This window comes from Planotetraspora thailandica, from assembly GCF_016863335.1.
In the GTDB taxonomy this organism is placed as follows: Bacteria; Actinomycetota; Actinomycetes; order Streptosporangiales; family Streptosporangiaceae; genus Planotetraspora; species Planotetraspora thailandica.
In genome coordinates, this window is the sequence record NZ_BOOR01000007.1 from 259,128 (window position 1) to 280,108 (window position 20,981).

A 20,981-nucleotide genomic window follows, 5' to 3' on the forward strand; every position below is an offset into this window, starting at 1 on the left:
GAATGCTCGTCAATCAGTGACACACCGTCTTACGGTGCGTGACGTGAGCACCTCTCCGACGACTCGAGTCCCCGGATGTGTTCACCATGCCTGGAGGTGGCTGGATGGGTAGCGCCCTCCTCTACCTCGCCATCGTCGTGATGTGGCTCAGCGTCCTGCTGCCGATGTGGCTGCGCAGGGACCGCCACGTCGAGATCATCGAGGATCCGCAGGCCGAGGCGGACACGATCATCGAGAATCCGTCAGCGGACCGCTCCAAAACGGCAGAAGAGTCCGGTGAGCCGTCTTCGCTGGAGTCCGATCAGGGCGCTTCCGGTGAGCCTTCCACGTCTTCTACGCCTTCCGCACCGGTACGGCCACGCTCGACGCAGGCCCAGCGCCGGGCGCGGATCGTCGCCCGCAGGCGCAGGCGGATGATGTGGAGCCTGCTGCTCGTGCTGGCGTCCACGGTGACGGCCGCCGTCCGGGTCATGCCCTGGTGGGGCGTGGCCCCCTCGGGCGTTCTCCTCGTGTGCTACCTCGCCGTGCTCCGCGTGGCCGTGAAGGCCGACAGGGAGCAGCGGCAGAGGGCCGCCCAGGCGCGGGCCGAGTATCTGCGCAGGCAGCGCGAGTGCCGTCTCGCCATGGAGGCCATGGCGCGCGAGGCGGAGATCATCCAGTTCGAGGCGCGCAGGCGGAGCCAGGTCTTCGATCAGTACGCCGACGGCCGCCGAGCGGTCGGAGACTGATCCGGATGGCGCGAGGGACCCCAAGAGTTTGCTAACCTAGTCGAGTCGTTGGGGCTATAGCGCAGTCCGGTAGCGCACTTCGTTCGCATCGAAGGGGTCTGGGGTTCAAATCCCCATAGCTCCACCAACGTCAGAGGCCAGTTCCGATCATCGGAACTGGCCTTTCTGATCTTCTGAGTGACTATGGCCGCCCGGGGGAGTAGTTGAGCTCGACGAGACCCCGGAGCACGCGGTCATCCGCGAAGTGCTCGAAGAGACCGAAGTTCAGGTCAAGCCGGAAGTGCTGACCGGGGTCTACAAGAACATGAACCTTGGAGTCGTATCCCTCACCTTCAGGTGCCATCCCATCGGCGGGGAGCCGCGACCGAGCGATGAAGCCCTGGAATCGACCTGGCTGACACTCGACGAGGTGAAACAACGCATGCCTGAGGCGCGAGGTATCCGGATTATGGATGCACTTCGCGAAGATGGCCCGTTCGTGCGAGTCCACGACGGGACGCGGCTGCTGTAAGAGTGTCCCGGCCCGCCCCTCCGAAAGGCCGGGAACGGTCCATGCTTGCCTTGTCCCGCAAACTACGCAGGACATTGCCAGGCTGTGACGCCAGCTCGAACGTGACCGCGGGGAGCAACTCTCATGGTCTGACCGCTCCCTCAGGGGTGTCGCCTCCGCGCAGCTGAGATCCAGCGGCGGTTACGAATACGTCCAGAGCCTCCAGGGCCCGCGCGCCGAGGACTCCCTTGTCGGCCGCTGTCCTTGCGCCGTGAATCGCCCTCGCAGTCGTCACAGCTTGATTCCCGTAGTCGATTAGCTGCGCGTCGTCAGTCAGTAGGCGAAGCCGCAGGTGTGTGTTTCTCGCGACTGTCACGAGCCGATGGTATTCGTCTCTCGCAGCAACGAATTTCCATCCGTGGTCAAGCCGCCTTCGGCGGAGAGCCCGCGTCGGCCGGAGCGGGGAGAGGGAACTCCCGAAGGGGAAGCCTTGGCGGTCGAGGAGAGAGGCGGTCCGAGGAGGAGCGGACGCGCCGGAAGAGGGATCGGCGACGGGGCTGGGTGCTTGAGCTGCTTCCGGGGACACCGCGGAGGAGCCGAGTAGGGGGAGCACAGCGCAGCCCAGGTTGCCATCACGGCCCGCACTCACGAGAGCACACGGACGAAGAGTCAATTCGCGGGCGCTGATCGCTGGCGACGGTGACGTTCAAAAGACCTTCCCACGGCCTGGTCACAAGCCCCGGGCAACCGAGCCACGGCCAATGGCCATCGCCACGGGCGATACGTGAACGTCCATTCGATCGTTGGCAAAGATTCGTCCGCCCACCGAGCCTGCACGCGTCGAGCGGAAGACTGGTGGTAAGCGACCGGGGAGACGCTCTTCGAAGCCCGACCCGCCGCGCTGTCGCACCGAGTATGACCAGAATCCGAGAAGGAGGCGGTCATGAGCGACACCGCCGTCCACGACATCGCCATCCAGGACACCGACTCCGCCCACCAGCGGCTGCGCGCGGAGGTGCGCAAACTCTGCCGGGGTTTCGGCGACGAGTACTGGCGCGACCGTGACCGCGAACGCGCCTATCCGGAGGAGTTCGTGCGCGCCCTCACCGAAGCCGGCTACCTGTCCGTTCTGATCCCGACACAGTACGGCGGGCTGGGGATGGGCGTCACCGAGGGAGCCATCATCCTGCAGGAGATCAATCGCTCCGGCGGGCATTCCGCCGCCTGTCACGCCCAGATGTACACCATGGCCCCGTTGCTGCGGCATGGCAGCGAAGCACAGAGGCGCCGTTATCTCCCCGAGATCGCGACCGGCAGGCTGCGCCTGCAGGCCTTCTCCATCACCGAGCCCGAGGCAGGATCCAATACCACCCGGATCCACACCACAGCGGTCCGCGACGGCGACGACTACGTGGTGACCGGCCACAAGAACTGGACCAGCCGCATCACCCAGTCCGACCTGCTGATGCTGCTGGCACGCACACGGCCGCTGCCGGAGGACCCGGCCGAGCGAGCCGAGGGCATCAGCCTGTTCCTCATCGACCTGCGCCGGATCCGCGCCCAGCAGCCCGAAACTCTGGTCGTCGAACCAGTGCGCACCATGTTCAACTACGCCACCAACCAGGTCTGGTACAAGAGCATGCGCATTCCCGCCGACAGCATGATCGGCGAGGAGGGCAGGGGCTTCCGTTACGTCATCGACGGCTGGAACGCCGAACGCATCCTGCTGGCCTCCGAGGCAATCGGCGACGGCTACTGGTTCCTGGACCGGGCAATCGCCTACGCCAGGGAGCGCGACGTCTTCGGCCACCCCGTCGGCGCCGACCAGGGCGTGCAGTTTCCACTGGCCCGCGCCTACACCCAGGTAATCGCCGCCGACCAGATGCGCACCCGCGCGGCGGCCCTGTTCGACAGCGGGCGCAAATGTGGCGCCGAGGCCAACACGGCCAAGTTCCTCGCCAGCGAGGCCAGTTGGCAGGCGGCCAACATGTGCCTCGACACCCATGGCGGCAACGGGTTCGTGGACACCTGGGACGTCGAGCGTAAGTTCCGCGAGACCCGCCTATACCAGGTCGCTCCCATCAACAACAACCTGATCCTGGCGTTCCTGGGCCAGCACGTCCTCGGACTGCCCCGGTCCTACTGACAGATCTCGATCATCCGTGCCGACGTGGCGGAGCCAGGACGACGACCGCGCTGAGGTCGTCGAGGACCGCCTGCCTTCTCGCGACAGACTCTACGCCGCGAGGGGGAGGTGGAGAACGAAGCGGGGACCGGTGGGGTGGTGGCGCCGTGAAGCCAGGGGTCAAAAGTTAGAGCCAAAATCGCGTAGCCCCATCACGTGGCCGGGGGCCGCAGGCCGAGCCACTGCTCGGCGTCCCAGGCATGGAACCGCTCGACCTCGGTGAACCCCAGCTTTGCCGCGAGGCGCATCGAGCTGACGTTGGCGCTCTGGGTGGTGAGCACCACCGGCTCGCCGGGAAGGACGCCGTCGAACCAGTCGAGTGCCGCCGCGCACGCCTCGGCGGCGTACCCTTGCCCCCAGGCCTTCGGCAGGAACAGGTAACCGAGATCGGCCTTCCCCACGGCAGCTGGGCGACGGTGCCCGGCTGCTCTCCTGAGCAGGATCTGGCCGATCATCGCCCCGTCGAGCTCGACGACGAAACTCCCGGGCCATCGCTCGGGCACCTCGGGCATCTCACGCTCAAGCTCGTCACGCGGGCGGGGACCGCCGAGGTAGGTGTGCACCTCTGGCGAGGCGAGCAGCTCCATGAACGTTGTACGGTCCCGCGCCTCGGGCTCACGGAGCACGAGCCGCTCGGTCCGGATCAGCTCAGGCGGCCAAGCCACATGTCCTAGATCTGACATGCGCGCACGCTAACAACCCTGTAGAACGACGTTCAACTTGGGCATGAACGCGTGGCTCACCGGCCGAGCTATGGGCGCGGCTGGGTGAACAATCCCGGCTCGGTCTCGACGAGGATGCCGCGGTTGGCCAGGCGTTTGAGTTTGGCCGCACGTAACGGCACTCATTGCCCCCGCCGATACTGCCGGACATGCTTCACCCGCGTTCGCATCGATGTGGTCAGGGCGCATCCAGGGGACGCGAGCGGGGAAGCGTCGCAGCCATCTGCGAAGGTAGCGGTTTATGCCTGAGCAAGAGCCCATCTCGCTAGACGAACGGCTGATTGGCAACATCCGGGAAGAGCTGGAAGCCCAGACGGTGGGACGCGGTTTGGGCTTGGACGATGCGATCCTTGAGCAGCTCGCCTGGGCTATCGCCGTGAATCTCAGGTATGCCTTCGATGTGACATGGGCGCCCAAGTGGGCGCGCGAGGTGCACTCCTGGATGGAAGCAGACGAGGACATGCCCACAGGTGAGAACCATTTCGTGGAGTGTCTACGGTGTGGGTGGCTCACCGGCCAGAATCCGTCCAAGGCCCAGGCGCAGGCCGAGTACTTGGGGCACGTTGCCTCTCACCATCCAAGCTCGGAGGGCTGTAGTAGCGGGTGACCAACTGAGTGACAACCGCGGCGAAGCCTGGCGAACGCACACGAGCGACGGCGAACGCTTTGGGCAGGTGGCGCGCTACTAAAACCCAAATCCAGGTGACAGCGAATTGGCTTCGCATCGAAGGGGTCTGGGGTTCAAATCCCCATAGCTCCACCAACGTCACAGCCGGTTCCGCCCAGCGGGACCGGCCTTTCTGATCTTCTGGATGAACGTCTCCTCACGCGAGCGTCACCGGTCGCATCCACCGATCGAAAGGGGTGGCCGGTCATCAACAAGGGGTCCATCCTTTGCCCTCAGAAGGCACGTTTATCTTCGATGTGAATCACCTGCAGCTCGTGCCCGTCCTGATCGCGCTTGTTGCGGCCGAAAAGACCCACCGTGAGATCGTCGTGGTCCTCTAGCTCTCCAGGGTCGACGTAGGTGAGAACGTCGGGGTGATGGCCGGTTATGGCCCAGCCAGGTGCGTCGTCCAGGTTGATGATGTTGAAGTCTCCGGCCGGTGTACCTGCGTGAACAGGACCGTACTTTCGCAGGAGGGATATCGCTTGTTGGGCGAGATCATCAGCTGGTTCCATCAGGATCACGCAGGTTCCGTGGGCGAACAGAACCCAGCACTTGGCAGGATCCAGTAAGCGACGCCAGGTCTCTACGACGGCCGTTTGGTTCATGCGGAGGAGGTTAACGGTCGACGGCGACATTTGGTCTCCATGGCTCCACCAACGACAGAGGCCGGTTCCGATCATCGGAACCGGCCTTTCTGATCTCTGCGCGGCAACCGGTGCAGCAGCGGATGCCGCGAACGGTTGAGCCCGCAGCGCGTCAATGCGCATATAGAAACGGGATCGTCGTCTCGATAGGAGGTCTACACGCTGCTCACGCGTTGGATCGCACGCACGGATCGGCGTAGCGAAATCTGCGCCCGGTCATTTGTGGTCGCAGCGGCCGTCGCGGCCGGCTTGGTGCCGCTGGCCGCACTGCCCGCCGCTGCGTCCCAGCTGCTGCCGCAGGTCGGTCGCCTCGCCGGCGAGTAACACGGTGCCATCCGGCAACCTGCCGTGATCGCCCGGCCGATCGACACACCGCGGCCGATTACAGGGTCGGCTGGTTACCCGGTGTCCGTACTGGTTCCCGGGCCCGCTAATACCGGACCCCGGCCGGCAACACGGCCGGCCATTTACCCGGCATCCGGACCTGTCCGTACAGCACTTCGTAGCCGATAGAGACCTTCCTTGTCCCTGCTCGCAAACAGGCGGGACGGGGTGTGTCACGTCATCCGGAAAACCGGGCCGCGGGGCCGGAACGGAAGCGACGCGCCGGCAGGAATCAGGAACGCGTGCTCACGCCTGATTCGCACGACATCGCAATAGCCGTCGGTGATGACCAGGATCGGCCCGTCTTGGGGGAAATCGTCGGCGCGTTCGAGCAGGTCGACGCCGGGCTGCAGCGCCGTGCCGCCCCGTCCGCGGACGCGCACCCTGCCCGCGATCTCTTCGACCGGGATATAGCCCGCGTCGTACGCCGCCGCGTCGCAGAACACGACGCGGGCTCGGGGTACGTCTCTGGCCACGGCGTAGGAGGCGATCGCACCGAGCGCCTTGCCCAGGAGTCGTACGTCCATCGATCCGGACGTGTCGAGGACCACGCCGAACGTGGACTGCCGGACGAGTTCCTCCGGCCGCACCCAGCCGGCGCGGGGAATCTCGGGCGTGGCCGACTGTCGGCGGGAAGCCCGGGAATAGGAGCGGCGCCTCTCGACCGCGGGGACGTGCTCCTCGAACCATCTGGCCAGCGCGGCGTCCCACGGCAGCGGCGGATGGTCGAGGGCTCGGATCTCCTGCTCAAGACCCGCGGGCACCGTGCCCCGGCCGCTGCTGTGGTGATAGACCAAGCCGGAGGCGAGGGCGTTCCTGTAGTACTCGTCCAGGTCCACGTAGCGCCCGGGGGCGCCGGGATGAGGCAGCGGCGCTCCCAGGACGTCACCGCGCCCCCGGCCGCGCAGGGTCGAAAGCTTCCGCAGTCGCCGCAGGTCACCCGCGATGCGGTCGTAGACCGCCTCGCAGGACAGGCCACGCAGTGACGGGTCGTGGAGCAGGCCCTCCGGCATCTCGCCCACGCCCATCTCGACCAGCCAGCCGTTGACGACGTAGTCGCAGGCGACATTCCAGAGGTACGGCTCCCGCCATCCGGCACGTTCCCCATGGCGGAGCGCCGCGTGGAGCATCTCGTGAGCAAGCACGAAACGCCATTCTTCGGTCCCCATGGAGATCAACGGGTTGACGTAGATCTCCGCAGCCTGAGCGTTGACTGCGGCCACTGAGATGTCCCATCCGCGCGCGAGGTCGGCGTCCGCGACGATCGTCATGCCCGCGGCGAGGGCGCCCAGCAACGGGTACGACGAGACGAACCAGCCGAGCGCCACTTCCCAGGGTTTCTTGACCGTATCGCGGAGCGTGCCCCGCGCGCCCCCGGCCACCTCGACCGCACGGGTGGCCGCGGCGGAGATCCCGATCGCGAACGCCCTCTGGTGGTCCAGATTCTTGGCCACCTCCGGTGTTCCGACGAAGAAGTCGGGGAGGGCGGGCACGTAGAAAGCGGCGGGGACTCCGGACCGCCCCCACAGGCGGGCCAGCGTCCTCTCGTCCTCCGAGGGGAACTCCGGCAGCGGCGCAGGCGGGCGTCCGACCTTGAGCGTCGAGAGGAACCTGTCGGCGGCGAGGCAACAGGCCGCGAGGTACGCGTGGCGCGGGGAACGCCGTGACTCCCCCCAGCGCCGGACATCCTCGCGATCGAGGTCTTCCGGTTCGGCCGTGCCCGGGTCGAGATGGCCGAACCCGGCATGCAGCAGGCAGTGCGCGAACACCCAGGCCCATTCGTCCGCCTCGGCCCGCCGCTGGGGATGGTGGTAAACGGTGCCGCCAGGAGCGATGTAGGCCCATCGATCGACCGGCAGTTCGCCGTCCTGTGCCGCGTACAGGTATCCGCGGAGCGGCTGGAACAGCGGGTGGGACCGCACCTGCTCCCACCCCTTGTGTACGGCCTCGCGCCACGGATCGGCCTTCGGCTTCTTCCCGCGCACCTCAACTCCTCACGGCGGCGAGACTCGTCCCCGGCAACGTCAGATCCTCGCGGCGGCCAAGCGTGGCAGGTCGCGGCTGACCTCGACCAGAAACCACGACGGCAGGACGGGTGCGCCGTCCTCGTCCGTGGCGATCACCAGTTGGGCGCATTCGAGCGAGATCTCCGCAAGCTCCGTGAGCAGTGTCTTCGCCCGGAACGCCAACTGATGCCCGGCCGGTGAGGCGTGCTCCTTCGACTTCGGCAGCCCTTTCATAAGGCGGGCACGGAAGGTCTCGGACAGGAAGTAGAGCAGGTCGCGGTCTTCCGCGCCGCGCGGCCAGCTCGCGTCCCCCTTGATGACGGCGTCGAGGTCGTAGGCGTGCCGTACGGTCTTGACGTACGCGCGGAAAGCCGAGGCATGGGAGGTTGAGAGCGTGCCGAAGGCGAGGACGGCCAACGTGTCGTCGTCGAGGCTGTCGCCGTAGGAGTGCATGGCGTCCGACAGCATGTGCCAGCCTCTAGGCGTGGAGAACGGCTCCTCCGTCTTCGGCGGGGCGCTCCAGAGGTGATCGGGGCGCTGCATGAGGTAGTCGACGATCCAGGGGTGGATGCCGCTCCCGGCCGCCCATCTCAGCCAGTCGTCCACGGACGCCCGCAGGTGAATGTGGATCATGCGGTTGATCAGAGCGGACGCCATGGGCCGGGCGAGCGCGTTGTCCGTGGCTCGGTTGCCCGCCCCGATCACGACGGACCCCGCGGGCAGTTCGTACGTGCCGATGCGCCGGTCGAGGATCAGGGAGTAGAAGGCCTTCTGAACTTCGGGAGACGAGGCGTTGAGCTCGTCGAGGAACAAACAGTACGGCTCGTCCCTGGCGATCGTCTCCGGCGGGGCGAATCGGCTGCGGTCGGCGACGATCTGCGGCACACCGATGAGGTCCTCCGGCGCGAGTTGGGTGCCGAGCAGCGTGACGCAGTCGAGCCCGAGGGATTCGGCGAACGACCGGACGAGCGAACTCTTCCCGATGCCCGGAGCGCCCCACAGGAAGACCGGACGTACGACGGCGACGTGCAGCAGCACGTCAGGAAGCTGCGCTGGGGTGACGGTCAACGTGGCCTGCACGCGCGCAAGCTTCGCAAACCCGGCGAGCCCACCGCCACTTGATTAGTTCGAGCCGCTTGCCGGAGAGCGTCGGCCCTGAGACATGTCGAGCAGCCCAGCCGCCGCAACTACCGGCTCGCGGTGGTCGTGCTGCTGCGAAAGTCGATTGGCCGCATCAGCGCGGCTGGCTACGCTCGGTGGCGTGGCTGGTCCTGTGTTAGTGATCGAGTTACCGGAGCGAGTGCCGGACACGGCGTTGGGGGAGCTTCGCCGACTGCTGTCCGATCTGTCTCCTCGGTTCGAGGAGAGGCGCCCCGGTGAATACGACATCAACGTTTCCGCTAGGCGAGTAGGGGCGGGCGAGGACGACACGCCTGCGGGGGATCGGCCTTTCCTCGTCTCCGTGATGGGACCGGGGATCGGAGACGTGGAGATCTTCGAGGCCGAGCACGCAGACGAACCGCAACTGGAACCGTTCATCGGTTTTCACCCGACGCACGCCGTTGACGTCATCGCGATGTGCAACAGCCAGGTCGACCACATCGCCACGGCTCTTCTGACCGCCGCCATCATGGATGTGGTCGGGGGCGTCGCCAATGTGGAATTGCGAGAGGACCAGGTATCGATCGTCGCCGGCCTCCCGGGCCTGCTCAGACTGGTGCCCGACTGGGAGGTTGCCTTCGGCACGCCGGATTTCCTGCGGGCATGGGCCGCTCGTCCCGGCTTCCGCCTCGTCAAATGAACCCTCGGCTGTAGCGGTTACGCCCGTTGCTCAGGGCATCGGGAATGTCGGCGATGGGCGACGAAGACCAGTGGGACGGCTGCCGCCGCGATGCCGTACATCGCGGCGGTGAGCCTCCACCACTGACCCCCGCCGGGGCGGGGCTCACTGCGTCGCGGCGGTCCGCAGGGCGTGGAACTGCTTCAGGAGGGCCTCATCGCCGGACGTCCGTACGGACGCTTCGTCGGCGCGGTTCCAGAGCCAGAGCATGAGCGGTCCCGCGTCTCCGGTCACCAGCGCGTCTCCGTCGAAGCCCGTGGCGGCGTCTGTCACGTTGACGTGGCCGGGCTGCGCGCCGGGACCGGCCGCGGCGGTCAGCGTCCAGGCGTGATGGCTCGTGGAGACCGAGAGGGGCCGCTCGTCCGGCGCGTCGAGCAGGGTGCCGAAGTCGTCCAGCCAGCGGGTGCTTCCGTAGCCGAGGAACAGCTTCAGGACCTCGTCGACGCCGTCGAGGGCGAGGTCGTCCGGGATCGGAGACACCGGACCGCCCGCCGCGAGTTCGGCGTCGACGCGGTGGATCACCGTCTCGTGGGCCATGCGGCGGATCCAGAAGCCGACGGTCTGGTCGGGTTCGTGCCATGTGGCCGCGGGGTCGCCGGGGGCGTGCGCTGAGAAATGCTCGCTGAGCAGGGCCTTGGTCTTGTCCAGCGAGGCGAAGGGATCGGACTCGAGCACGCCGGGCGGCCACTCGTCGGGGAAGGCCCCGAGCCGGATGCACTCGGCCTTGTGCAGATAGACCTCGGCGACGTGCCGTGTGAGATCGGCGACGGACCAGTCGGGGCAGGAGGGCACACGCGCTGCGGGATCGGTGTTCGTGACGGCTGTGCGCAGCAGGGCGAAATTGTCTTCGAAACAGCTGAGAAGCTGGGAGGAGTCCATCCGCCCATGCAATCAGCTGCGCTCGGGATCCTAAAACCGAATTTCCTCTGGCCGCGAGCTTTGAGGTGGCACCGGCGACCTCGACGACGGCTCCTGAAGACGGACCCCGCTGCGGCTCAGCCGGCCGGCGCGGCGCCGGAGCGTGCGTAAAGGCCGGGGCTCGTCCCGACGACCCGCTTGAAATGGCGGGTGAAATGCGGCTGGTCATGGAATCCGGCGGCGCCGGCGACCTCGCGCAGCGGCATTCCCCCGAGCATGAGCCGACGCGCCAGATCCACTCTGCGACCGATCAGATACCGATGCGGCCCCATTCCGAACGTCCTGCTGAACATCCGTACCAGATGGGTGGGGTGAGCGTGCAGGAGTGCTGACGCCTCGTTCAAGGTGACGCCTTCGACGAACCTGGCGTCGAGGAGCTCGCGCAGCCGGTGGGCGATTCCCGCGTTGGCCGCCCGGGACGCCGGGTCGGTCCCGCCGCGCAGATGCTCGCGAAGCCGTTCCACGACGAAGGCCAGCCGGCTCTCGGCGTCGAGTTCGTCGCCGCGACGCGCGAGTGCCGCGTGCAGCCGGTGGATGCGCTCGCGCAGAGGAGGGTCATCGAGCGCCGGGCCGTCCACCGCGTGCCCGATCAGGTCGTCGCCCAGCTGGGAGGAGTCCAGATATACGACGCGTTTGCAGAAGCCCTGCGGCGTCACCGGGCAGCCGTTGTGCGGCACATGGGGCGGAAGCAGAGTGACCAGCTGGTTCAGTGCGCCGTGCTCATGGCGGGACAGGTCATATCGGATCACCCCGGCGTCGACGATGAGCAGGGTCCACGACTCGTGCGTGTGCATGGGGTAGGCGTGATCCGTGGTGCGGGCGTGGAAGACCTCCGTGACCCCGTCGACGTGCGGGCGCCACGCCGTGATCTCCTGGCCCGGCGCACCCGGCGTCATCGTGTGAGCCGCGAACACGCCAGGATCGTACAAGATCTCGCTGTGGCGCTCCTGGAAGCATCCCCACATGGAACAGGTTCGCTTCCCCACCAAGATCGCTGTTTTCCTGCGCGAGGATCTGGAGACGTGGCAACGCCTCAACGTGACCGCGTTTCTCGTCAGCGGGCTGGGCACGACGTTTCCCGAAGTCGTCGGGGAGCCTTATTCGGACGCAGACGGCGCCGAATACCTGCCGATGTTCCGCCAGCCCGTCCTGGTGTTCGAAGGGACGAAGGAGGAGCTGACGCTCGCCCATTCGCGTGCGCTCGGTCGCGAACTGCCGATGTCGATCTTCACGTGGGATCTGTTCGCCACCGGCAACGATCAGGACAACCGCGCCGCGGTGGCGGCCGTCCCGCAAAGTCAGCTCGACCTGGTCGGACTGGCGGTGTACGGCCCGCGCAATGCGGTGGACAAGACGCTGAAGGGCGCGCGGATGCACCGCTGACGACGGCCGGTCAGCCCATGCCGGCGTACTGCCGGGGGCGCAGCGCCCTGGCCCGCAGGGCGGCGAGAGCCGCGGAACGGCCGATGTCGGTCAGCCGCCACGGGGACCCCCAGGCGCAGTCGACCCGCAGCCCGAGCGCGTCGAGGCGGCGCTGGAGCTCACCCAGGGGCGCGGCCAGGTCGGCGGTGTTGACCTGCCCGCCCTCGGTGGTGCGCCAGCCCTCGCCGTTCACCACGTCGGCCACGCGCTCACTCAGCTCGGGGTAGGGCAGAGGCCCGTTGTCGATCAGCAGCATCAGCGCCGACTCGCGGATGGAGATCTCGAAGTCGTGCTCGCCGCGCGCGGGAAGGAGCAGCGTGGCGGTGGCCTCCCGCCACAACGTGGCGGGGTCGGCGAGCAGCGCGTGTCCCACGGCCGTCAGCTCGAGCCGCTTGCCCGTACGGCTCAGCGCGCCGAGCTCGTCGACGGCGATCTCCTTGAGCGTGGTCAGCGCGGGCACGTCGGCCTCGCCGCGCACCGACCGGGTGGTCATGACGTCCCAGCCGAAGCGGTCGACGGCGTCCACGACCAGGGCGCGGGTGAGGTTGAACCGCTCGGTGAGCGGCACCCCGCCGGTCGCGAGGCTCAGCAGCCACCGCAGCGGCTCGAGATGGGCCCTGGTGGGGGCGGCGACCGGGGCGTGCAGCCTGACCTCGAACGGCTGGGCCAGCTCGCGGCGGGCGCTGCCTCGCCCGAGCACCCAGCGGTTGAGCCGCTCGCCGTGCACCCGGTTCAGCCAGCAGTCGCCGCCAAGCTCGGCCCGGGGGGCCGTGAGCCAGCGGATGGTCAGCGTCTTGCGGTCGAAGGGGTCGCCCGACACGATGGCCAGCTCCAGGGCGGCGGCGCAGGCGAGGTGGGCGCCGAGCTCCTCGGGCCCCATGATGGAGCTCCAGGACAGCTCAGGGGTGTCCGGAGGCAGCACCCCGGTCTCCTCCAGCGCCTGGTGATAGGCCGCGGCCCCGGCCTCCTCGCCCTCCCTGGCGTACGTGCGCAGGATCTCCGTCGTGACCGGGGAGTCGCACAGCGCGGCGTACCTCCCCATGCCGCCCAGGCGGAGGAGCTCGCCGAGCGCGCGGGCGATCGTCGGGCGGTCGCCGGACAGCTTGATCGGCAGGGTGTACCAGAGGAACTCGCACACATCGAGCTGGCTGATGGTCTCCAGGGGTTCGCCACCGGTCAGCCATTCGACGGCCACGCGTGCCGGCTCGGCGATGTCGGGCGCGGAACGCTCGAGCTCGGCCAGGAGTGCGGCCACGTCAGGTGCGGGCATGACTCGCAGTCTGCCGTATGGAACCCATCGTTGACGACGACCATGCCTCACTGGTGAGCACCCCTGTGACCAACGATACGGAAGGTCAGATCCACGATGAGAAGAGCATTCGTGAGCTCCATACGTCGTACGGAACAATCTGTGCCGCTATGACAGGGTAGAGCCACCAGAAGTTGATCAGTGCGAAAAGGGCATAAGCCCCGACGATCGCCGTGCCGGTGATGCGGCGCGAAGGCCTGGCCTTCACGGGCCCGAGGATGAGCCCGCAGGCCAGCACGATGGCCAAGACCATGAACGGCAGCAGCGGCAGCGCGTAGAACTGGAACATCGTGCGGTGCTCGACGATGGCGAAGTAGAACCAGGGCAGCCAGCCGACGCCGTAGGCCAGCAGCACCGCGCCCGCCCGCCAGTCACGAGTCGACACGTACCAGGCGATCATCGCGACCAGGGCGATCACCGCCCCGAACCAGATCACCGGCGTTCCCGTCCCGAGTACCGCCCAGGAGCACGTGGCGGCGCCGCAGTTCTTGGGCGACTCGTAGAAGAACGCCACCGGCCGTAGCAGCAGCGGCCACTGCCACGGCTGCGACTGGTACGGATGTCCCTCGGTCAGCCCGTTGTGGAAGCTGAGCACCTGCGTCTGGTAGCTCAACCACGAGCTCAGGGAGCTGGTCACGAAGTGCAGGGGTCCGCCGGAGGTCGCGTCCGCCCAGTTGCGCCCCCAGCCCTTGCCGGAGACGAACCAGCCCGTGAACGAGAAGAAGTAGACCGCCGCGGGCGCCACGGCCATCCAGGCCGCGGCCAGCGGCAGGTCCCTGCCCGCCGCGCCGACGTACGGCCGGCGCAGGCCGACCGCCCGGCGTGCGCCGAGGTCCCACAGGATGGTCAGCAGCGCGAAGCCGATGATGAAGTAGACGCCGTTCCACTTGCTGGCCATCGCCGCGCCCAGGCACAACCCCGCCGCCAGCCGCCACGGGCGCAGACCGAGTCGCGGCCCGAACTCGAGGTTCTTGCTCGGGTCGTCGGACTCGTACCAGTCGGCCAGGCGCTGCCGCATGCGGTCGCGGTCGACCACGAGGCAGGCGAACCCGGCGAGCACCCAGAACATCACGAACATGTCCAGCAGGGCCGTACGGGAGAGCACGAAGTGCAGCGCGTCCAGGGACAGCAGGAATCCGGCCAGGCAGCCCAGCAGGGTGGACCGGGTCATCCGCCGCGCCACGCGCGCGATGATCAGGATCGAGAGCGCGCCGACGAGCGCGGTGACGAAGCGCCAGCCGAACGGATTGAGACCGAACGCCAGCTCGCCGAGCCCGATGAGCCACTTGCCGAGCGGCGGGTGGACCACGAAGGAGGCGCACTGCTCGGGCAGCTGGCACACCTTGAAGACGTTGGTCTTGCCCGCGAGGATCAGCTTGTCGGCGCCGTCGACGAACTGCCGCTCGACGCCGTACTTGACCGTCGCCCAGGCGTCCTTGGCGTAATAGGTCTCGTCGAAGACGACCGCGTCCGGGGTCCCGAGCCGGGTGAACCGGAGGACCGCGCCGAAGACGGCGACCACGATCGGGCCGATCCAGCCCCATACGGCGCTGCCGGGCATGGGCGGCACGAGCCGGTCACGGACCGAGGCCTGCGGCTTCTCGCTGGGCCCCTGGTCTGGCTCTTCGAAGGCCTGGTACGGGAAATCGGTTACGGCCACTGCGACAGAGTACTGGTGGGAGTGGTGCCCCAACATGGCCTACGCGCCGATTGGGAACATCTGGCCGTTCGCGGATGAACGTTTCAGGGAGTCATAGGCTGGGCGGGTGCTTATTCTCGCGGGGGCTCCGATCGGACGGATTGGCGACGCGTCACCACGGCTCCGCGAGGTGCTCGCGAAGGCCGACGTGATCGCGGCCGAGGACACCCGCAGGTTGCGCCGCCTCGCCTCCGAATTGGAGGTGACCGTCACCGGGCGGGTCGTCTCCTACTACGACAACAACGAGGCTGGCAGGGCGGCGGAACTGCTCGAGGCGCTGCTCGAGGGCCAGACCGTCGTCGTGATCACCGACGCGGGCATGCCGGGGGTCTCCGACCCCGGCTACCGCCTCACGCGCCTGGCCGTCGAGGCGGGCGTGCAGGTGACCGCGCTGCCCGGCCCGTCGGCCGTCACCACCGCGCTGGCCGTGTCCGGCCTGCCCAGCGACCGCTTCTGCTTCGAGGGCTTCCCGCCGCGCAAGCCCGGCGAGCGGGCCAGGAGGCTGGCGTCCCTGGCGGCTGAGGAGCGCACGATGGTGTTCTTCGAGGCGCCCCACCGGCTGCAGGCCACGCTGGAGGCGATGAGCGAGGCGTTCGGCGGCGACCGCCCCGCGGCCGTCTGCCGCGAGCTCAGCAAGACCTACGAGGAGGTGCGGCGCGGCGCCCTCGGCGAGCTGGCCGAATGGGCGGCGGGCGAGGTCCGCGGCGAGATCACCCTCGTCGTGGCCGGGCACGCCCCCGATGCCGAGCCGCCGGCGATCGGCGACCTCGTGGAGGAGGTGGCCAGGCTGGAGGCGTCGGGCGTGGCCCGCAAGCAGGCGATCGTCGACGTCGCCAAGGCCGCCGGCGTTCCCAAACGGGATCTCTACAACGCCGTCCACGGCTCCTGACCGGCCGGTCCGTCAGGCGGGCTCGGCGAGCGGCGCCGGATCCGCCGACTCGGGCGCGGGGTCGTCCGTCCTGCGCCTGCGCAGCCGCACGATGGTGATCGCGGCGGCCATGCAGGCCAGCGGCACGGCGGGCAGCAGATAGCGGTAGTCGAACTCGGCCGTCGCCGCGGGCGCCAGGACCAGGCCGACCCCGCCGAGCCACGGCAGCAGCACCGTCCCGCCGAGCCTGCGCCACCGTACGGCCACGCCGTACAGGCCGACGAGCAGGAGCAGCCCCAGGCCGATCCCCGGAAGCCTGACCACCTTCTGGTAGCCGATCATGAAATCCGACCAGGGCGCGACGACGTGGGTGGCGCCCGAGCCGTGTTCGTACGCCTCGACATCCCTGTCTGTCGTGCTGTGGTAGGAGCTCCACTTGGGGATCGAACGGGTGAAGGAGTTGCTGAACTCGTACAGCTGGAAGGTCTTGTAGTCGGGGAACCGCGGCCTGTCCCAGCGGAAGGCGCGGAAGAAGTCCTTGGCCACGGCTGCGAGGTAGTCGCCCGGCTGGGCGAGGATCGCCTTCTGGGCGAACGCGCTCGCGTTGGCGTTGATCTCGGGGGTGAACTTCATGCCCGACCCGAAGACGTGGAGCTGGTTCTCGTTGTCCCACCACAGGTAGGCCTGGGCGGACGGCTCACGCTTGTCGGGCGGGGTGTTGATGCACAGAAGCGCGAGCTCCAGCTCCTTGCGCTCGTCCAGCTTCATCTTGTGGCAGTCGGCGAACAGCGAGGTCCTCATGTAGAGGATCACCCCGTCGCTGTTGGTCATCGCGAACTGCCCGTTCACGGCCTTGAACCAGCCCATGTAGGCCGCCACGGGAAGCGCACAGGCGACGATCATGGCGACGATGGGCTTCCAGCCGGTGCGCTTGATGAGGAGGTAGGCGACGACCAGGGCCAGGATGGGCAGGCCGATGCTCCGGGTCAGGGCCGTCACCGCCAGCAGGAACCCGACGACCGCGCCGACCTTCCACGGCATCTTCCGATGCCACAGGACGAGCGTGACCACGCCGACCACCAGCAGGATGAACATCGTGTCCGACATGATCAGCTGCTCGAGCTGGATCTGGTAGGCGTCGAACAGGACGGGCGCCGCCGCAAGCGTCGCCCCCCATCCTGGGACGCCAAATTTCTTGGTCAGAAGCGCATAGATCAGTACGGCCGCCGCCAGACCCATGACATGCTGCGTGAAGACCACGAGCCCCAGGCTGTGAAACGGGCGCAGGAGCAGCAGCCAGAATCCGTAGCCGTCCGGGCGGATCGGATGCGGCCGGACCCGCAACGCGACCGAGATGTAGTCGTAAGAGTCGTTGAACCACATGGCCGGGCCGAACCCGAGCATGGTCACGATCCTGATCAGCGCGCCCACGGTCAGTGCCGTCGCGAAGATGCGGTGGCGGCGTAGGAGCGCGAAAAAACGCCCCCATCCACTCACCGGGGAGGCGTCGACTACAGGTGGCTCCGCGACCGCGACCATGGTTACAGAATGCCAGCCCTTTTGTGGACTTGACTCGGGCACCTGGGGGAAGCGGGCATCATGATGTCCTAACGTCATATGCGAGGAGTTGCGACGTGGAGCTGACCGTCGTCATGCCGTGCCTCAACGAGGCCGAGACCGTTGAGACATGCGTGCGCAAGGCTTTGGCCTGCATGCAGGAGAACGGAATCGACGGCGAGGTGGTGATTGCGGACAACGGGAGCACCGACGGATCACAGCAGCTCGCCCGGGACGCGGGCGCCCGCGTGGTCCACGTTGAAGAGAAGGGGTACGGCAACGCCCTGCTCGGCGGCATCCGGGCCGCACGCGGCAAATACGTGATCATGGGAGACGCTGACGACTCCTATGACCTCACGAACCTGATGCCCTTCGTCGAGCAGCTCCGGGACGGAGCGGAGCTCGTGATGGGCAACCGGTTCAAGGGTGGCATCGCCCCCGGCGCCATGCCGCCGCTCCACCGCTACCTGGGCAACCCGGTCCTGTCGTTCGTCGGCCGGCTGTTCTTCCCCAGCGCCATCGGCGACTTCCATTGCGGTCTTCGGGGCTTCCGGCGCGACTCCATCCTCCAGCTCGGCCTGCAGACCGGCGGCATGGAATTCGCCTCCGAGATGGTGGTCAAGTCCACGCTTCAGGGGCTCGACGTCCGCGAGGTGCCGACGACCCTCTCGCCTGACGGCCGTTCTCGCCCGCCGCACCTGCGCTCCTGGCGGGACGGCTGGCGCCACCTGCGCTTCCTGATGCTGTACAGCCCCCGCTGGCTGTTCTTCATCCCCGGGCTCGTGCTGATGACCCTGGGCCTGGTCGCGGGCGCCGCCCTGACCTTCGGCCCGGTTTACATCGGCAAGCTCGCCTTCGACGTCGACACCCTCGTCGGGGCGTCGGCGATGGTGGTGATCGGTTTCCAGGCCGTCCTGTTCGCGTTGTTCACCAAGGTGTACGCCGCGGAGGAGGGCTTCCTGCCCGAGGACAAGCGGATCAGGAAGCTCGTCGACATCGTCACCCTGGAGAAGGGCCTGCTGGCCGGCGGCCTGCTGGGCGTCGCGGGACTCGGCGGCCTCGTCGCCTCCCTGGTGCACTGGGGCGGCAGGGGCTTCGGGGAGTTGATACCCGCCGAGTCGCTCCGCCTGGTCGTGCCGTCGGCGACCGCCTTCGTCATCAGCTTCCAGACGATCTTCGCGTCGCTGTTCATCAGCATCCTCGGCATCCGCCGCTCCCGCGAGACCCCGATCGACGTCGCCGCGTCCGCCGCGGAGGAGGCCGCCGAGGCCGTCAGCCGTACGCCTGCGGACGCCTGACGCGGCCGGCACGCCTGGGCGACGGCCTCGCACGGGGTTGACCATGGCCGGAGCCAAATCGGTGTGAGACGGCACCGAGTGGGCTCTAGGCTTGTGGACATGTCCCAGCACATCTTGACCGCCGTCGCCTGGCCGTATGCCAACGGCCCTCGTCACATCGGGCATGTCTCCGGGTTCGGGGTGCCCTCCGACGTCTTCAGCCGCTATCAGCGGATGGCGGGCAACAAGGTGCTGATGGTCTCCGGCACCGACGAGCACGGCACGCCCATCCAGGTGCAGGCCGACAAGGAGGGCGTCACCGCCCGGGAGCTCGCCGACCGGTACAACCAGGTCATCGCCGAGGACCTGACCGGCCTCGGCCTCTCGTACGACCTGTTCACGCGGACGACCACGCGCAACCATTACTCGGTCGCCCAGGAGATCTTCCTCGGGCTGTACAAGAACGGCTACATCTTCCCGAAGACCACGCTCGGGGCGGTCTCCCCGTCCACCGGGCGTACCCTGCCGGACCGCTACATCGAGGGCACCTGCCCTATCTGCGGATACGACGGGGCTCGCGGTGACCAGTGCGACAACTGCGGCAACCAACTCGACCCGATCGACCTGATCAACCCGCGGTCGAGGATCAACGGCGAGACCCCCGTCTTCGTCGAGACCGAGCACTTCATGCTCGACCTGCCGGCGTTCTCCGAGGCGCTGGGCACCTACCTGCAGTCCAAGCAGGGCGAGTGGCGGCCCAACGTGCTGAAGTTCTCCCTCAACCTGCTCGGCGACCTGCAGCCGCGGGCGATCAGCCGCGACCTCGACTGGGGCGTGCCCATCCCGCTCGACGGCTGGCGCGACCGTTCCGACAAGCGGCTCTACGTGTGGTTCGACGCCGTCATCGGCTACCTGTCGGCGTCCATCGAGTGGGCCAGGCGGAGCGGCGACCCGGACGCGTGGCGGCAGTGGTGGCAGAACCCCGACGCCCGCGGCTATTACTTCATGGGCAAGGACAACATCGTCTTCCACTCCGAGATCTGGCCGGCGATGCTCCTCGGCTACAACGGCGAGGGCGCCAGGGGAGGCACGCCGGGCCCGCTCGGCAAGCTGGCCCTGCCGTCCGAAGTGGTGTCGAGCGAGTTCCTGACCATGGAAGGGCGGAAGTTCTCGTCGTCCCGCCAGGTCGTGATCTACGTCAGGGACTTCCTCGAGCGCTACTCGGCCGACGCCCTGCGCTACTACATCGCCGTCGCCGGGCCGGAGAATCAGGACACCGACTTCACCTGGTCGGAGTTCGTCAACCGCAACAACGGCGAACTGGTCGCCGCATGGGGCAACCTGGTCAACCGGTCGATCTCGATGGCCTCGAAGAACTTCGGCGCCGTGCCCGAGGCCGTCAACCTCACCGACGCCGACCGGGCGCTCCTCGAAAGGTCCCGTACGGCTTTCGCCGCCGTCGGGGGAGAACTCCAGCGCTCCCGGTTCAAGAACGCGGTGACCGAGGCCTTCGACGTCGTCCGTGACGCGAACAAGTACCTCGCCGAGCAGGAGCCCTGGAAGATCAAGGACGATTCCGAGCGGCAGGGGTCCATCCTCCACGTGGCGCTCCAGGTCGTGGACGACGTCAAGACGCTGCTCACACCGTTCCTCCCCAATTCGTCGAACAAGATCTTCGAGATGCTCGGTGGAGAAGGGGTGTGGTCGGGGATGCCGGAGATCCGCGAGGTCGACGAGGAAGGCGGCCCCTCGTACCCGGTGATCACGGGCGACTACTCCGGCGCCGCGAAGTGGGAGCACAGCTCGATCAAGGCCGGCACGCCGCTGGCTCCGCCCAAGCCGTTGTTCGCCAAGCTCGACCCCAAGATCGTCGATGAAGAACTCGCCCGCCTGGATTCCTAACACCACGTTGGGCACACCCCTTGGTTGTGAAGCCCTTGGAGTGAACCACGTGGGTGTGGACCCCTTGGGTGTGATCGCGCAGCGCCACATTGGGTGTGATCGCGCAGCGCCACATTGGGTGTGGTCACGCGGCACCCCCTTGGGCGTGATCATGCAGAAGTTCGCGCGCAGGGTGCCCAGCCTGCGCACCTTCTCGCCGTGATCATGCAGAAGTTCGGGGAACTGGCCACCGACCTGCCCAAACCTCGGTCGTGATCATGCAGAACTTCGGAGGGATGTCCTGTGACCTGCGTGAATTTATTTCGTGATCATGCAGTAGTTCGCCGATGTCCCCTTAGCCAGCTACGAAGCCAAGCGTGG

General features: G+C 67.6%; 18 protein-coding genes, 1 tRNA gene and 1 pseudogene. 10 read left to right on the forward strand and 10 right to left on the reverse strand.

The annotated features are described in order from the left end of the window. Positions 1 to 104: 104 nt before the first annotated feature. The 3 genes and pseudogenes from sepX to Pth03_RS06180 all read left to right on the forward strand — a co-directional run. Positions 105 to 728, forward strand: a complete 624-nt coding sequence (gene sepX, locus Pth03_RS06170; RefSeq protein WP_203943147.1) for a divisome protein SepX/GlpR — start codon at positions 105 to 107, stop codon at positions 726 to 728. Between the two features lie 50 nt (positions 729 to 778). Then, positions 779 to 855, forward strand: a tRNA-Ala gene (locus tag Pth03_RS06175). Between the two features lie 75 nt (positions 856 to 930). Further along, positions 931 to 1,239 (forward strand): annotated as a pseudogene (locus Pth03_RS06180) (NUDIX hydrolase); the annotation flags it as partial. Between the two features lie 121 nt (positions 1,240 to 1,360). Here Pth03_RS06180 and kilB read toward each other — a convergent pair. Further along, on the reverse strand, positions 1,361 to 1,867 hold the full coding sequence (kilB, locus tag Pth03_RS42790; RefSeq protein ID WP_505872299.1) for a plasmid transfer protein KilB: 507 nt from the start codon (positions 1,865 to 1,867) through the stop codon (positions 1,361 to 1,363). 294 nt (positions 1,868 to 2,161) lie between these two features. On the opposite strand from kilB, the gene Pth03_RS06185 reads away from it, so the two are divergent. Then, complete coding sequence (locus Pth03_RS06185; protein ID WP_203943148.1) at positions 2,162 to 3,364, forward strand: acyl-CoA dehydrogenase family protein; 1,203 nt, start codon at positions 2,162 to 2,164, stop codon at positions 3,362 to 3,364. Between the two features lie 191 nt (positions 3,365 to 3,555). On the opposite strand, the gene Pth03_RS06190 is transcribed toward Pth03_RS06185, so the two are convergent. Then, positions 3,556 to 4,086: a GNAT family N-acetyltransferase gene (locus tag Pth03_RS06190; RefSeq protein ID WP_203943149.1), complete on the reverse strand. Its 531-nt coding sequence runs from the start codon at positions 4,084 to 4,086 to the stop codon at positions 3,556 to 3,558. A gap of 280 nt (positions 4,087 to 4,366) precedes the next feature. Here Pth03_RS06190 and Pth03_RS06195 point away from each other — a divergent pair, with 280 nt between their 5' ends. Next, complete coding sequence (locus Pth03_RS06195; protein WP_203943150.1) at positions 4,367 to 4,732, forward strand: hypothetical protein; 366 nt, start codon at positions 4,367 to 4,369, stop codon at positions 4,730 to 4,732. A 293-nt stretch (positions 4,733 to 5,025) separates the two neighbouring features. Here Pth03_RS06195 and Pth03_RS06200 read toward each other — a convergent pair whose 3' ends face one another. From Pth03_RS06200 to Pth03_RS06210, 3 genes are all read right to left on the reverse strand, one after another. Next, the gene (locus tag Pth03_RS06200) at positions 5,026 to 5,400 is read right to left on the reverse strand and encodes a hypothetical protein (RefSeq protein WP_239118787.1); all 375 of its coding nucleotides are present in this window, start codon (positions 5,398 to 5,400) and stop codon (positions 5,026 to 5,028) included. A gap of 596 nt (positions 5,401 to 5,996) precedes the next feature. After that, the gene (locus tag Pth03_RS06205) at positions 5,997 to 7,808 is read right to left on the reverse strand and encodes a vWA domain-containing protein (RefSeq protein ID WP_203943152.1); all 1,812 of its coding nucleotides are present in this window, start codon (positions 7,806 to 7,808) and stop codon (positions 5,997 to 5,999) included. Between the two features lie 39 nt (positions 7,809 to 7,847). Next, entirely contained in the window at positions 7,848 to 8,909 is a 1,062-nt protein-coding gene (locus Pth03_RS06210) for an AAA family ATPase (protein WP_203943153.1), read from the reverse strand. A gap of 82 nt (positions 8,910 to 8,991) precedes the next feature. On the opposite strand from Pth03_RS06210, the gene Pth03_RS41290 reads away from it, so the two are divergent. Then, a complete protein-coding gene (locus tag Pth03_RS41290) occupies positions 8,992 to 9,630 on the forward strand; it encodes a DUF6368 family protein (protein ID WP_239118788.1) in 639 nt (212 codons plus the stop codon). A gap of 144 nt (positions 9,631 to 9,774) precedes the next feature. On the opposite strand, the gene Pth03_RS06220 is transcribed toward Pth03_RS41290, so the two are convergent. Together Pth03_RS06220 and Pth03_RS06225 are read right to left on the reverse strand one after the other, a co-directional pair. After that, positions 9,775 to 10,548 (reverse strand): maleylpyruvate isomerase family mycothiol-dependent enzyme, encoded by a 774-nt coding sequence (locus Pth03_RS06220; RefSeq protein ID WP_203943155.1) that lies wholly within the window; start codon positions 10,546 to 10,548, stop codon positions 9,775 to 9,777. Positions 10,549 to 10,664: 116 nt separating this feature from the next. Next, positions 10,665 to 11,501, reverse strand: coding sequence for an AraC family transcriptional regulator (locus tag Pth03_RS06225; protein ID WP_239118789.1), 837 nt, complete (start codon positions 11,499 to 11,501; stop codon positions 10,665 to 10,667). Between the two features lie 49 nt (positions 11,502 to 11,550). On the opposite strand from Pth03_RS06225, the gene Pth03_RS06230 reads away from it, so the two are divergent. Then, positions 11,551 to 11,970, forward strand: coding sequence for a DUF2000 domain-containing protein (locus tag Pth03_RS06230; RefSeq protein WP_203943156.1), 420 nt, complete (start codon positions 11,551 to 11,553; stop codon positions 11,968 to 11,970). Positions 11,971 to 11,980: 10 nt separating this feature from the next. Here Pth03_RS06230 and Pth03_RS06235 read toward each other — a convergent pair whose 3' ends face one another. Together Pth03_RS06235 and Pth03_RS06240 are read right to left on the reverse strand one after the other, a co-directional pair. Next, a complete protein-coding gene (locus Pth03_RS06235) occupies positions 11,981 to 13,279 on the reverse strand; it encodes a hypothetical protein (RefSeq protein ID WP_203943157.1) in 1,299 nt (432 codons plus the stop codon). Between the two features lie 85 nt (positions 13,280 to 13,364). Further along, a complete protein-coding gene (locus Pth03_RS06240; RefSeq protein ID WP_308442336.1) occupies positions 13,365 to 14,978 on the reverse strand; it encodes a dolichyl-phosphate-mannose--protein mannosyltransferase in 1,614 nt (537 codons plus the stop codon). Between the two features lie 106 nt (positions 14,979 to 15,084). Here Pth03_RS06240 and rsmI point away from each other — a divergent pair, with 106 nt between their 5' ends. Further along, positions 15,085 to 15,906: a 16S rRNA (cytidine(1402)-2'-O)-methyltransferase gene (gene rsmI / locus Pth03_RS06245; protein WP_203943159.1), complete on the forward strand. Its 822-nt coding sequence runs from the start codon at positions 15,085 to 15,087 to the stop codon at positions 15,904 to 15,906. 12 nt (positions 15,907 to 15,918) lie between these two features. On the opposite strand, the gene Pth03_RS06250 is transcribed toward rsmI, so the two are convergent. After that, positions 15,919 to 17,424 (reverse strand): hypothetical protein, encoded by a 1,506-nt coding sequence (locus Pth03_RS06250; RefSeq protein WP_203943160.1) that lies wholly within the window; start codon positions 17,422 to 17,424, stop codon positions 15,919 to 15,921. Positions 17,425 to 17,519: 95 nt separating this feature from the next. Between Pth03_RS06250 and Pth03_RS06255 the strand changes: the two genes are divergently transcribed. After that, the gene (locus Pth03_RS06255) at positions 17,520 to 18,740 is read left to right on the forward strand and encodes a glycosyltransferase (RefSeq protein ID WP_203943161.1); all 1,221 of its coding nucleotides are present in this window, start codon (positions 17,520 to 17,522) and stop codon (positions 18,738 to 18,740) included. A 99-nt stretch (positions 18,741 to 18,839) separates the two neighbouring features. Beyond that, positions 18,840 to 20,621: a methionine--tRNA ligase gene (gene metG / locus Pth03_RS06260; RefSeq protein WP_203943162.1), complete on the forward strand. Its 1,782-nt coding sequence runs from the start codon at positions 18,840 to 18,842 to the stop codon at positions 20,619 to 20,621. The last annotated feature ends 360 nt before the right edge of the window (positions 20,622 to 20,981 follow it).